Annotated in this window: 11 protein-coding genes; 1 reads left to right on the forward strand and 10 read right to left on the reverse strand. The window is 71.8% G+C overall.

Annotated features, from left to right (window positions below):
* Positions 1 to 3: 3 nt before the first annotated feature.
* The 4 genes from deoC to ACUN0C_RS06800 form a co-directional block, all read right to left on the reverse strand.
* Entirely contained in the window at positions 4 to 768 is a 765-nt protein-coding gene (gene deoC / locus ACUN0C_RS06785; RefSeq protein WP_445465577.1) for a deoxyribose-phosphate aldolase, read from the reverse strand.
* Positions 765 to 1562 carry a purine-nucleoside phosphorylase gene (locus tag ACUN0C_RS06790; RefSeq protein ID WP_445465578.1) on the reverse strand — a complete coding sequence of 266 codons (798 nt, stop codon included), beginning with the start codon at positions 1560 to 1562 and terminating at the stop codon, positions 765 to 767. The genes deoC and ACUN0C_RS06790 overlap by 4 nt, the downstream gene beginning before the upstream one ends.
* Positions 1559 to 1957, reverse strand: a complete 399-nt coding sequence (cdd, locus tag ACUN0C_RS06795; RefSeq protein ID WP_445465579.1) for a cytidine deaminase — start codon at positions 1955 to 1957, stop codon at positions 1559 to 1561. Before cdd ends, ACUN0C_RS06790 begins: the two co-directional genes overlap by 4 nt.
* A gap of 177 nt (positions 1958 to 2134) precedes the next feature.
* A complete protein-coding gene (locus tag ACUN0C_RS06800) occupies positions 2135 to 2665 on the reverse strand; it encodes a CAP domain-containing protein (protein WP_445465580.1) in 531 nt (176 codons plus the stop codon).
* A gap of 205 nt (positions 2666 to 2870) precedes the next feature.
* Here ACUN0C_RS06800 and glk point away from each other — a divergent pair, with 205 nt between their 5' ends.
* A complete protein-coding gene (gene glk / locus ACUN0C_RS06805) occupies positions 2871 to 3908 on the forward strand; it encodes a glucokinase (protein ID WP_445465971.1) in 1038 nt (345 codons plus the stop codon).
* 10 nt (positions 3909 to 3918) lie between these two features.
* On the opposite strand, the gene hrpB is transcribed toward glk, so the two are convergent.
* From hrpB to ACUN0C_RS06835, 6 genes are all read right to left on the reverse strand, one after another.
* Positions 3919 to 6363: an ATP-dependent helicase HrpB gene (gene hrpB, locus ACUN0C_RS06810; protein ID WP_445465581.1), complete on the reverse strand. Its 2445-nt coding sequence runs from the start codon at positions 6361 to 6363 to the stop codon at positions 3919 to 3921.
* Positions 6364 to 6369: 6 nt separating this feature from the next.
* Positions 6370 to 7029, reverse strand: coding sequence for an ATP-binding cassette domain-containing protein (locus ACUN0C_RS06815; protein ID WP_445465582.1), 660 nt, complete (start codon positions 7027 to 7029; stop codon positions 6370 to 6372).
* Positions 7026 to 8708, reverse strand: coding sequence for an ABC transporter permease (locus tag ACUN0C_RS06820; protein ID WP_445465583.1), 1683 nt, complete (start codon positions 8706 to 8708; stop codon positions 7026 to 7028). The genes ACUN0C_RS06815 and ACUN0C_RS06820 overlap by 4 nt, the downstream gene beginning before the upstream one ends.
* 9 nt (positions 8709 to 8717) lie before the next feature.
* Positions 8718 to 9935 (reverse strand): ABC transporter substrate-binding protein, encoded by a 1218-nt coding sequence (locus ACUN0C_RS06825; protein ID WP_445465584.1) that lies wholly within the window; start codon positions 9933 to 9935, stop codon positions 8718 to 8720.
* A gap of 83 nt (positions 9936 to 10018) precedes the next feature.
* Positions 10019 to 11776: a gamma-glutamyltransferase gene (gene ggt, locus ACUN0C_RS06830; protein WP_445465585.1), complete on the reverse strand. Its 1758-nt coding sequence runs from the start codon at positions 11774 to 11776 to the stop codon at positions 10019 to 10021.
* A 49-nt stretch (positions 11777 to 11825) separates the two neighbouring features.
* The gene (locus tag ACUN0C_RS06835; protein WP_445465586.1) at positions 11826 to 12644 is read right to left on the reverse strand and encodes an FAD binding domain-containing protein; all 819 of its coding nucleotides are present in this window, start codon (positions 12642 to 12644) and stop codon (positions 11826 to 11828) included.
* Position 12645: the final 1 nt, after the last annotated feature.

The following is a 12645-nucleotide window of genomic DNA, read 5'->3' on the forward strand; positions in this document are numbered from 1 at the left end:
GAGTCAGCATCCGTCCGCGGCATCCGTCCGGACCTCGGCGAGCGCCGCCAGGAGCGCGTCGAGGAGCGCCGACGCGCCGAATCGGAAGCGGTCCGGAGTTGCCCAGTCCGGCCCGAGGATCTCGTCGGCGAGCTGCAGGTAGACGGCGGCCTCCTCGACCGTCCGCATCCCGCCCGCGGCCTTGAAGCCGAGGTCGCCGGCATATTCGGCGATGACCGCCATCATGACCCTGGCAGCTTCCGGGGTGGCGTTCACCGGCACCGTGCCGGTCGAGGTCTTGATAAAATCGGCGCCGGCGCGGGCGGCGATCTCGGCGGCGCGCCTGATGAGCCGCTCCTCCTTCAGTTCCCCCGTCTCCAGGATGACCTTGAGGATGACGTCGGGCCCGATCGCTTCGCCGACGCGCACGATCTGGGCCTCGGCCTTCTGCGGCTCCGAACCGACCAGCCGCCACGCCATCACCATGTCGATCTCGTCGGCGCCGGCCTCCACGACGGCAGCCGCCTCCCCGACGGCCGCGTCCACGTCGTCACGGCCTTCGGGGAAGTTCACCACCGCGGAAACCGAGACCGGTGCGCCGTCCAGACGCTGCTTCGCCCGGGCGACGAAGCGCGGCCACACGCACACGGCCGCGACCGGCCCGTGCGGCGTCACGGCACGCTCGCACAGGCGATCGACGTCGCCCGTCGTGCAGGCTTCGGAGAGGTCGGTGAGGTCGAGGCAGGCCAGCGCGCGTCTTGCATTGGCCTGCCGCTCGGCCGTCTTCATCCCCAATCCTCCAGCAGGCGCGTCAGGAGGCGGGCGAGCCTTTCTCCCCCTTCGGGCGCCCGATCCCTTGTCTCTTCGTGGGAGAGTTCCGCGCCGGTCATGCCGGCGGCGAGATTCGTGATCACCGAAAAGGCGATGACCCGCAAGCCGAGGAAGCGGGCGAGGATCACCTCAGGCACGGTCGACATGCCGACCGCATCGGCGCCGAGGACGCGGGCGGCCCGGATCTCGGCCGGCGTCTCGAAAGCGGGGCCCGAGAACCACATGTAGACGCCTTCGGCGAGCGCGAGGTCGAGCGATTCCGCAGCGTTGCGTGCCCGCCCGCAGAGTTCCGCGTCGTAGGCCCGCGTCATCCCGACGAAGCGGTCGTCGCCCGTCTCCCCCAGCAGCGGGTTGGCAGCCGTCAGGTTGATGTGGTCGGTGATCAGCATGACCGAACCGGACGGCATGTCCGCCCGGACGCTGCCGGCGGCATTGGTGAGGACCAGCGCCTCGGCGCCGAGCGCCTTCAGCGTCTCAAGGGCCACGCGCATGCCGTCGGCGCGGCCGGTTTCGTAATAGTGCGAGCGGCCGGACAGGAGAGCGACCGGGACACCCGCGACCGTGCCGAGCGCGAGCGTGCCCGCATGGCCGGAGACCCCGGGCTCCGGAAACCCGGCGAGGTCGCCATAGGGGATTTCCACGCGGTCATTCAGGTCCATGGCGCCGCCGAGGCCGGAGCCGAGAACGATCGCGAGCCTTGGGACGTGCCGCGAGCGCGCCTCCACCAAGGCCGCGTTGATGAGCGCGCTCATCCGCGGCTGCTCGAAAAGGAGAGCGGCAGGAGGTCTCCCAGCCGGACGGTCTCCACCACGCCGCCGGGATCGCAGAGATGGACCCGGGTGTCCGCCGTGCCGAACTCGGCAAGACGCTGGCGGCAGCCGCCGCAGGGCGTGATCCGATCCATCTTCTCGGCGACCACCGCGACCTCCTCGATCTGCCTTTCGCCCGCCATGATCATGTGTCCGATCGCGGTCGTTTCCGCGCACCACCCTTCGGGATAGGCCGCGTTCTCGACATTGCACCCCGAATGGATGGCGCCGGAGGCCGTCCGGATCGCCGCCCCGACCGGAAAACGGGAATAGGGCGCATGGGCCTGAGCCATGGCTGCGCAGGCGGCTCTGAAGAGGTCGCTCGACGGGGCCCCCATCAATGCTCCTTGACACAAGGCACGCCCCGCCCCGCCGGCGGCGGTGCAGGGCGAGTGATGAAGCCGGCAAGACGGTCGACCGTCAATACGGAAAGGCGCGTTCTGGGAGCGAAGGACCCTGCTTGGCCGCGGCCGGGCGGCTTGGCGCCCGCACGGCCCCGCGAAGGCCGCGCCGGCTCAGGTCGCGAACGGCCCGCCCGGCCCCCGCGGCGGCCGCGGCATGGCAAGGATCAGCGCCCAGTAGTAGCGGTACTGCGACGCGGGCGCATGAGCGAGGCCGATGCCGAACTGGGTCACGCCGTCGCGCAGGAGATTCCGCCGGTGCTCGGGCGAAGCCTTCCAGCCCGCCACCGCTTCCTCGATGGTGCGATAGCCGGCACCGAGATTCTCCACGAGGATGCCCCAGTCGTAGCCTGCAGCCTCGACCCGCCCCGGCAGCCGGCCGGCGACCGTGTGACTGAGCGTGTCCGCGCGTGCCATCGCCAGAGCCTGCCGTTCCGCGGCTGTCCGCAACAGCGGGTCGGACGTCACCGGCCCGAGGCCGCTTTTCGCCCGGAACGCCGCGACGAGCCGGGCGGCCGCTCCTTCGTCGGCGGGAAGCTGGCGCGCCTCCAGCAGGGCGGCGGGGCCGGCGCAACCGGCGACGCCGCCGGCCAGGCCGCCGGCAAGGAAGGCGAGGCAGGCACGGCGGTGGAGCGAGCGGTTCACGAGCCGGGTGCCGATGCGGCAGTCGGTGCCGCCGCGCTGGTCGGGTTGACACGCATGCGCTGCTCCTCTCCTGCGGCCGTGAGGTGCGGCCGGCGGGCGTTCCGCACGCGCGGCGCGAGGCTCATCGGGTTCGCCGGCCTTTGACGCCCCGCTCGGACGCGATATCTGCTATAGCCCGTGCCGTGAAGGGAAGCCCGTAATGTCGTTGCTGCAAGCCGCGATCGAGCCGCTCGCATTTCCGGTGCTCGTCGGCGACATCGGCGGGACGAACGTCCGGTTCGCGCTCCTCAGCGACGCCAACGCCGAACTGCGCAGCTTCCCGTCCGTCGGCACCGCCGATTACCCGGACATCGAGACGGCGATCGAGGAGACGGTTCTCGCCCACACGAGCATCATGCCGCGATCCGCCGTCATCGCCGTTGCGGGGCCGGTGAGCGGGAACGCGGTCGACCTCACCAATGCGGACTGGATCGTCCGGCCGGCCGACATCATGGAGAAGGTCGGCATCGGCGACGTCGTTCTCCTCAACGATTTCGAGGCGCTCGCGCTCGCGCTGCCGGAGCTGAGGCCGGCGGACGTCACCCATGTCGGCCGCGGCGAGGTCGAGAGCTTCTGCACGAAGGTGGTCGTCGGCCCCGGCACCGGGCTCGGCGTCGGCGGGCTGGTGCATGCTGCGCGGATCTGGGTGCCGGTGCCCGGCGAAGGCGGGCACGTCTCCTTCGGTCCGATCGAGCCGGACGAGTTCCCGATCTGGCGGGTGATCGAGCCCGAGCACGGACGCATCTCCGCCGAATCGCTGCTCGCCGGGCGCGGCATCGTGCGGCTCTACCGCGCGGTGGCGACGGTGGCGGGGTCCATGCCGCAATTGCACAGCCCGGCAATGATCACCGACGCAGCGCTCGCCGGGACCGACCCCTGCGCGGAACGGACGATGGAGCTCTATTGCCGGCTGCTCGGGCGCACGGCCGGCGACCTCGCGCTGATCTTCATGGCGCGCGGCGGCGTTTATCTCGGTGGCGGAATCGCGCCACGCCTCCTGCCCTTCCTCAATCGCGGCGGCTTCCGCAAGGCGTTCGAAGCGAAAGCGCCGCACGAGAAGCTCGTGGCGGGCATGGCGACCGCCGTGATCACCCGCGACAGTCCCGCTTTGCTCGGCCTCGCCGCCTTCGCGCGCACGCCCAATCGCTTCGGCGTGTCGCTGACGGGTCGGCGCTGGCGGAGGGCGGCGGTCGCCGCGCGGTAGGGAATCAGCTTCATGCTGGTCGCCCCGAGCGCCTCGCGCCCGAGACGGGCGCAGCCTCGGCGGGATTGTCGGGCCAGGCGTGCTTCGGATAGCGCCCCCGCATGTCGGCGCGCACGTCACGCCACGATCCTCGCCAGAAGGCGGGCAGGTCACGCGTGACCTGGATCGGCCGGCGCGCCGGCGACAGCAGCTCGAACACGATGGGGACGGCGCCGCCGAGCACCGTAGGATGGACGGCGATCCCGAACAGGTTCTGCACGGGAAGCCGCGCCACCGGCTCGCCCGAGGAATAATCGATCGCCGCCGCATTGCCCGACGGTGCCGTGAAGGAGGCAGGGGCGAGGCGGTCGAGCTCCGCCATCCTCTGCCACGGAAGAAGCCCGGCGAGCGCCTCCCGCAGACCGGTCCCCGACAGCTCGGAGAGACGCCGCTTGCCACGGAGGGCAGGCACCAGCCAGTCCTCGGCGCTGGCCCGCAAGGCGTCATCGGAGAGATCCGGCCAGCCGGCGCCCTGCCTCGCGCGCAGAAAGGCGAGCCGCTCGCGCATCCGGTTCAACTCGGCCGGCCAGGGCAATGCGTCCAGCCCGCGATCGAGGGCGGCCTCGGCCAGGATGCGCGCGTTCCGCTCGTTGCCCGCCGGCTCAGCCGGCCGTTCCGACAGGACGAGCGCGTCGAGGCGCTTCACGCGGGTCGCGCGCAGGAGATCGGCCGATCTGTCGTACTCGACCCGGTCCTCATCAACGATCCGGTCGGCAAAGAGCGCCTCGATCGTTCCGCGCTCGATCGCGACTGCGAGAAGGATACGGGCGTCGGGCCCGCCGCCCTGGACCTCGGCCACCGCGAGGAACGGGGCATCGCAGAGCGGATCGGCCTCGTCGAGCTTCGCGCCGGCGCCGCCCGCCATCCGGTAGCGACCGCGCGCGCCACGCGCCTGCGCGATCCGCTCCGGGAAGGCGAGCGCGAGAAGCCCGCCCGCACCGGGTCCCTCACCGGCACGTCGGCCGCCGGCGAGCTTCGCCCAGCGTTGTGCCGCCTGGCGCGCAGCACGTGCCGCTCCGCTGCCCGCCCGCCTGAACCGGTCGATCCGCAGCGCGAGATCCGTGTCGCGGCCGGCAATGCCCGGCTCGGCCAGGATGGCGGCGATGTCGGCGGCGAGTTCGGCCTCGCCGCGGCGCCCGCCTTCGAGCACCATGTGCGCCAGACGCGGCGGTAGCGGCAGGTCCGCGAGCCGCCGCCCGTGCCGCGACAGCCCGCCCGCGGGATCGCGCGCTCCGAGCCGGCCGAGCGTCGCCATCGCCTCCGCGAATGCCGCTGCGGGCGGCGGGTCGAGCCAGGCGAGGCGCATCGGGTCGTCGACGCCCCAGGCCAGAAGCGCGAGCGCAAGCGCTGCGAGGTCCGTCTCCAGGATCTCCGGCCGGTCGAAGGGCGCCAGCGAGGCGGTTTGCGGCTCGTCCCACAGGCGGTAGCAGGTGCCGGGGGCCGTGCGCCCGGCGCGCCCGCGCCGCTGGTCGGCCGAGGCGCGCGAGACGCGCACCGTCTCCAGCCGCGTCAGCCCGGAACCCGGATCGTAGCGCGGCCGGCGCGCGAAGCCGGAATCGACGACGACCGTGACGCCGTCGATGGTGAGCGAAGTCTCGGCGATGGACGTGGCGAGCACGACCTTGCGCCGGCCCGCGGGGGCCGGGCGGACGGCTGCGTCCTGCGCGCGCGGGTCGAGGGCGCCGTAGAGCGGCGCGAGCATCACGTCGGCGGGCAGGTCCGACAGGCGTTCCGCCGCGCGGGCGATCTCGCTCTGCCCGGGCAGAAAGGCGAGGATGCTGCCGGGCCGCTCGGCGAGCCCCTTCCGGATCGCGCGCACCACCCGGTCTTCGATGCGAAGCGCCGGATCGGCACCGAGATGGATCGTCTCGACGGGAAAGGCCCGGCCGGCGCTTTCCACCACGGGCGCCCCGCCGAGGAGGGCGGCGAAGCGCGCGCCGTCCAGCGTGGCGGACATCACGAGCAGCCGGAGGTCGTCACGGAGGGCCGACTGCGCGTCGAGCGCAAGCGCCAGGCCGAGATCGGTGTCGAGGGAGCGCTCGTGCACCTCGTCGAAGAGCACGGCCGCAACCCCCGACAGCCCCGGGTCGTCAAGGATCATCCGGACGAAGACACCACCGGTGACGAGCTCGATACGGGTGCCGGTGGAGACGCGGGTCTCGTTGCGGACGCGATAGCCGATGGTGTCGCCGACCTCCTCGCCGCGCATTTCCGCCATGCGGCGGGCCGCTGCGCGGGCGGCGAGCCGGCGCGGCTCGACCACGATGACGCGGCCGCCGCCGATCCAGGCCGCGTCGAGCAACCGGAGCGGCACCAGCGTCGTCTTGCCTGCGCCTGGCGGCGCCACCAGCACGGCCGACCGGCCCTCTTCCAGCGCCTGCAGCAGTTCCGGGATGGCGTCTTCGACGGGCAGCATGGCGCCTTATAGGGTTGCGCCCCCGTGCTCCGCCAGATCGATCACCGGCCCGCCCGCTGCGGCCGCGTCATCCGCGTCGTGGGTGACGAGGAGCACGGGCAGGCCGCGCCGCCGCGCCTCGCCGAAGACGAGATCGCGCATCTGCGCGCGGAGCGCCGCGTCGAGGCTCGAGAAAGGCTCGTCGAGCGCGAGCGCGCGCGGCTCCGCCAGCAGCGTGCGCAACAGTGCGACGCGCGCCTTCTGGCCGCCGGAGAGCGTGGCCGGGTCGGCGCCTGAATAGCCGTCGAGCCCGATCCCGGCGAGCGCCTCCTCCGCGATCCGGCGGCGCGCAGCCCGGCCGCGGACCGAGGCGGGGATGCCGAGCAGGAGGTTTCCGGCCACCGAAAGATGCGGGAGGAGTAGGCTGTCCTGGAACAGGAGCCCGACGCCACGCCGCTCCGGCGGCACCCGCGTGATGTCGCGGCCGTCGAGGATCACCTGCCCTTCCGCCGAGAAGGCGGGATCGAGGAAGCCGGCGACATAGGCGAGGAGCGTCGACTTGCCCGACCCCGAGGGCCCCATGACGGTCAGGACTTCACCGGGCAGAACGGACGCGTCGACCGCCACGAGAAGGCGCCCCCGAAGCCCGATGCGCACATGCGACAGCCGGAAACCTTGCTTGCTCACGAGCCGACCCTCAGGGCCCGCCTGTCACGGAAGAGCAAGGCGGGGAGTGCCGCGGCGAGCAGGAAGCCGAGAAACGGGAGCAGCGCCTGGACGAGCGCCGTCGCCCCGATCACGCGGCGGTCGCCGCTGGAGGCGAGCGCCACGGCCTCGGTCGTGATCGTCGGCCAGCGGCCGGCGCCGACGATGAGTGTCGGAAGGTAGAGCCCGACGGAGACCGCGAAACCGACCGCGAGTGCCGTCAGGACGGGTCGCAGGAGAACGGGCAGACGGACGCGCCAGAAAACGAAATCGGGCCCGCGGCCGAGGCTGCGCGCAACCGCCGCATAGCGCGGGTCGAAGCTCCGCCACGCATCGGCGAGCGAAAGGAAGACGTAGGGGAGCACGAACAACGTGTGGATCATGACGACGGCCACGAGCATGCCGTCCGAACCCGTCCCCGTCGCCAGCAGGTCGAGGCCGAAGAGGAACGCCGCCTGCGGAACGACCAGCGGCAGATAGAGCGCGGCAAGCGCTTTCAACCCGGGGCGGACCCCGGTCCTGCTCTCGTTCTCGAGGGCCGCGAGCACGAGCGCGAGCGCGAGCGCGCTTGCGGCGCCCCCGATCAGCAGCGCGTCGCCGACGGCCTCTCGGAACCCGCTCGCCGCGCGCATCCAGACGTCCAGCGTGAAGTGCTGCGGCAGGGCGTCGGGGAAGCGCCAGGGGCCGGCAACCGACCAGAGCGCAAGGCCCGCCATGCCGAGAAGGACCGAAGCGGCCGACACGGAAACGAGGAGGAGCCCCGCCGCTCGCGCAATCCGCCCTCTCGCGCCCCGGCGACCGGCCGCCGCGATCGCCGCGAGGAGGCCGCGGCACACCTGCTCGAGAGCGACCCAGGCCACGATCGCGGCGGCCGTCACGGCGAGCTGGAGGATCGCGCCGGCCGCGAGCACGAAGCGCATCCCGAGGTCCGGGTCGGCGTGCCAGTCGAGCAGCCGCACGGCGAGCGGCGGCGGCGTCGTCGGCCCGAGCACGAGCGCGACGTCGACGGTCGACGTGGCATAGGCGAGCACGGCGAAGACCGGCAGGCGGAGCTGGCCGTACAGTACTGGCAGGACGCCGACCGCGAAGCCGGCGAGCCGGCCGTAGCCGAGGCTCGTCATCAGCTCGAGCCGCTCGCGAGCCCGCGTCTGGGGAAGCGCGGCGAGCGTCATGAGGAGCAGGAACGGAATCTCCTTGATGACGAGACCGGCCGTCATCGCGATCCCCGTCTGATCGTTCACGATCAGCAGATCGGGCGGGCTGGTCCAGCCGGTGAGCCAGGGCGACAGAATGCGCGCCGGCAGGCCGGACGGCGCGATCAGCAAAGCGAGGCCGAAGGCGGCCGCCGCGTGCGGCACGCTGAGGAGAGGCGATACGAGGCGCTGCAGCAGGCGGAAGGTTCGTGTGCCGAGCCAGCCTCCGACGAAGAGAAGGACGGCGAGGACCGAGATCGCAGTTGCGGCCAGCCCGGTCCCGAAGCTCAGGAGGACGGAGGTGCCGAGCCCGGGCATCGCGACCAGCTTCCGAACCGGGTCCGGCGAGAGCGCGTCGCCGCCGAGCGCGGGGAGATAGCCCGCGGCCGGCAGGAGGACCCCGAGAAGCCCCGCCGCAATCGGGCCGATCAGGATCAGCAGGATCGCCGGCGGGACGAGCCTCAGCAAGGCCGGCCGTTACTGGCCGGCGCCATAGCGGCGCGCCCATTCCGCCTCGATCCAGGCGACCCAGGAGGGATGCGGCTCGGGCAGGACCGGTCCGAGCTCCTCCGGCGCCAAGGTCGCGGGACCGCGCTCGATGCCGGCAAAGCTCGCCCGCTCCGCCTCCGGCAGCTTCTCCACGGCAAGCACCGTCGGATCCCCCCAGACGGCGGCATCCTCCTTGCGCGCCTGGGCCTCCGGCGAGAGCAGGAAGTCGGCGACCACCATCGCCCCCGCCTTGGCGTTGGCGTTGAAGGGAATCGCGAGGAAATGCGTGTTGCCGATCGTGCCTCCCTCGAAGACGAAGCTGCGGACGGTGTCCGGCAGTTCCCCGTTTGCGATAGCGTTCGAAGCATCGGCAGGGTTGAAGGCAAAGCTCAGGCCGATCTCGCCGTCGCCGAAAAGCCGGCGCATGCCGCCATAGTCCCTCGGATAGGCCCGTCCCTGCCGCCAGAGATGCGGGGTGACGCGATCGAGAAAGGCCCAGAGCGGCTTCGTGACCTCGTCCGGGTCGGCCGCCGAAACCGGGCGCTGGAGCTGCGCGGGATCGGTCGCGAGATCGACCAGGATCTGCTTCAGCAAGGTGGTTCCCATGAAGTCGGGCGGCTGCGGATAGGTGAAGCGGCCGGGATTGGCCGCGATCCATTCTCCTAGCGCGGGGGTGGAGCGCGGCGGCTCGGCAAGCGCCGCCCCGTCGTGGAAGAAGACGAGCTTCGCCATGCCCCAGGGGGCCTCCAGTCCGTCGACGGGGATGCCGAAGTCGCTCGCCACCGTCGGCTTTCCCTCGACATCGACGAAGCGGTGGTTCGGCAGCGCCTCCGACCACGGCCGCGACAGCAGCAGGGCATTCTCCTTCATGGCGGCGAAGTTCTCGCCGTTGATCCAGACGAGATCAACGGAGCCGCCGGTGACGCGGCCCGCCGCCTTCTCCGTCAGCACCTTCGCCACCACCGCGCCTGTCTCGGCGACCTTGACGTGGACGAGCCTCACGTCGAACCTCCGCTCCACCTCGCGGCCGGCCCAGGCGATGTAGTCGTTGATGCGCGGCTCGCCGCCCCAGGCGTGGAAATACACGGTCTGGCCGCGTGCAGCGGCCATCACGTCCGCCCAGTTCCGGGGATCGGGCTGGTCGGCGCGCGCGGCTCCGAGCATCATCAGGGCGGACAGGCAGAAGGCGGTCAGGCGCAGCAGCATGGCGGGACTCCTTCCGCCGCAACTGAGCCCCGAACCGGCCCTCGGCAAGGCACTTTCCGGTGAATCGCGCGTGACGTGCCGGCTCATTCGCCGATGGCGATCCCTTCGCGGCGCGCATCCGCCCCGCCCTCCAGCCGGCCTGGCCGGATCGCGACGGCATGCAGCCCCGAATTGAGCTCGCCAGTCTTCACCTCGTACCCCATCGCCTTCAGCATCGGCACGAAGCGTTCGGCCGAAGTGCCGGCCTCCACGTCGAAGGTGCCGAAGCGGTTGGTGAGATGCGGCAGGTCGATTGCCGCCTGTGCGTCGAGCCCCCAGTCGAGCATCGCCACGAGCGCCTGCGCGACATAGGGGATGATCTGGCTGCCGCCGGGAGAGCCGAGCGCGAGCACCGGCTCTCCGTCCTTCAGCACGATCGTCGGCGCCATCGAGGAGCGCGGACGCTTGCCCGGCTCCACCCGGTTGGCGACCGGCACGCCGCCCCTGTGCGAACGGAAGGAGAAGTCGGTCAGCTCGTTGTTGAGCAGGAAGCCGCGCACCATGAGACGCGAGCCGAACTGGTTCTCGATCGTCGTCGTCATGGAGAGCACGTCGCCCTCCCCGTCCACGATCACGAAGTGGCTGGTCGAGGGCAGCTCCAGCGCAGGCTCCTCGGCCCAGTTCAGCGCGTGATCCCACGCCGGCTCGCCCGCCTCCGCCTCCTCGAGACGCCGGCCCGGCTCGAGGGCGGCCGCGCGGGCGGACAAATAGGCGGGATCGAGCAGCCCGCGGACCGGGACCGGCACGAAGTCGCTGTCGGCGAGATAGCGCTCGCGGTCGGCGAAGGCGAGGCGCGTGGCGTCGCCGAAGAGTTGCCAGGAGCGGACGTCGTCCGGCCCGAAGCTCGCGATCTCCGTTTCCGCCAGGAGCCCCAGGATCTGGCCGACGGCCACCCCGCCCGAACTCGGCGGACCCATGCCGCAGACGAGATAGAGCCGGTAGGGCGCGCAGGCCGGCTCGCGCTCCTTCACCGTATAGGCGGCGAGATCCTGGAGGACCATCGCACCGGGATTGCCCTCGGCCTCGCGGACGGCCGCCACGATATCGGCGGCGATCGCACCGGAATAGAAGGCGTCGGCGCCGCGGTCGCGGAGTGCCTTCAGCGTCTCGGCATAGGCCGGGTTCCTGATGCGGCCGCCCTCGGCGAGCGCCCGCATGAACCCGGAGAGGAAGTAGTCGCGCGTCGCCGGGTAGCGGGCGAGCCGCGCGCTGTCCTCCGCCACCAGGGCGAGCAGCCGGGGCGAGAGCTGGAAGCCCTCTTCCGCCAGCTCGATCGCCGTGCCGAAGAGGTCGGCCCAGGGCAGCGTGCCGAAGCGCGCGTGAAGCGCCTCGAGGAGCCGCGGCGTCCCCGGCACGCCGACCGAGCGGCCGCCCACGACGGCGTCGTAGAACTTCAGCGGCTCGCCCTTCTCGTCCTGGAAGAGGATCGGGGTGGCGGCGCGCGGCGCCGTCTCGCGCCCGTCCAGAGTGACGAGCCGCTTTGCCTCCGCATCCCAGTGGAGGACGAACGCGCCGCCGCCGAGGCCGGAGGATTGCGGCTCGACGAGACCGAGCACGAGTTGCACCGCGACCGCCGCATCCGCTGCGCTGCCGCCCTTGCGCAAGATCGCCGCCCCGGCCTCGGCCGCGAGCGGGTTGGCGGCGGCGACCAGCCATTTCTCTGCGGTGACGGGCTGCCTGCCGGCATTCTCCGCGGCCGGCCGGGTCGCCGGCTCGGGCGCAACGAGATCGGAGGCGGGCTGCGCGGAGGCCGCCGCCGTAAGAAGGAAGCCGATGAGTCCGGCCAGGATCGCCCGTCTCATGCCCGTCTTCCTCCCGCCTTCCCGGCCCGGGTTCCGGCCGACCGCTCGCTCAGACGAAGGCCAGAGCCTTGCCGGGATTCTCCACCGCCCGGCGCGCCATCACGTTGACCAGATGCGCCCGGTATTCGGACGAGCCGTGAATGTCGCCCATCATGCCGGCCGGGTCGACCCGGATGTCCTTGATGGCGTCGGCGGAAAAGTTCGATGCGAGCGCCTGCTCCATGGCCGGAATTCGGAACACGCCCGAATTCCCCGCCCCCGTCACGGCGACGCGGATGCTGCCGTCGCGGTGGCGTGCGACGAACACGCCCGCCATCGGGTAGCGCGAGGCCGGGTTGCGGAACTTGGCATAGGCCGCGGTCTCCGGGATCCGGAAGCTCACCTTCGTGACGATCTCGCCCTCCTGGAGCACGGTCTCGTAGAGGCCGGTGAAATACTCGTCGGCCGCGACCGAGCGGCGGTTCGTGTGAACCGTGCCGGCAAGCGCGAGTACCGCGCTCGGATAGTCCGCGGCCGGGTCGTTGTTGGCGACCGACCCGCCGATCGTGCCGAGATGGCGGACATGGGCGTCGCCGATCGAGCCGGCGAGTTCGGCGAGCGCCGGGATGGCGCCCTTCACGTCCGCCGACGCCGCCACCTCCGCGTGCGTCATCCCGGCGCCGATCGTCACCTCGTCGGCGCCGACCGAAATGCCCTTGAGCTCGCCGACATGGCGGAGGTCGATCAGATTGCCCGGCGCGGACAGGCGCAGCTTCATGGCGGGCAGCAGCGTGTGCCCGCCTGACAGGTACGCGGCGTCGCCTGCTTCGGAGAAGATGCGGGCCGCCTCCTCGAGGCTCGTCGGCCTGTGGTATTGCGTCTGGTACATC

It is taken from the genome of Faunimonas sp. B44 (assembly GCF_052655945.1).

Coding starts and splice junctions, on each gene's coding strand:
- deoC (WP_445465577.1), bottom strand. CDS start 768: ATGAAGACGGCCGAGCGGCAGGCCAATGCAAGACGCGCGCTGGCCTGC.
- ACUN0C_RS06790 (WP_445465578.1), bottom strand. CDS start 1,562: ATGAGCGCGCTCATCAACGCGGCCTTGGTGGAGGCGCGCTCGCGGCAC.
- cdd (WP_445465579.1), bottom strand. CDS start 1,957: ATGGGGGCCCCGTCGAGCGACCTCTTCAGAGCCGCCTGCGCAGCCATG.
- hrpB (WP_445465581.1), bottom strand. CDS start 6,363: ATGCTGCCCGTCGAAGACGCCATCCCGGAACTGCTGCAGGCGCTGGAA.
- ACUN0C_RS06825 (WP_445465584.1), bottom strand. CDS start 9,935: ATGCTGCTGCGCCTGACCGCCTTCTGCCTGTCCGCCCTGATGATGCTC.
- ggt (WP_445465585.1), bottom strand. CDS start 11,776: ATGAGACGGGCGATCCTGGCCGGACTCATCGGCTTCCTTCTTACGGCG.
- ACUN0C_RS06835 (WP_445465586.1), bottom strand. CDS start 12,644: ATGTACCAGACGCAATACCACAGGCCGACGAGCCTCGAGGAGGCGGCC.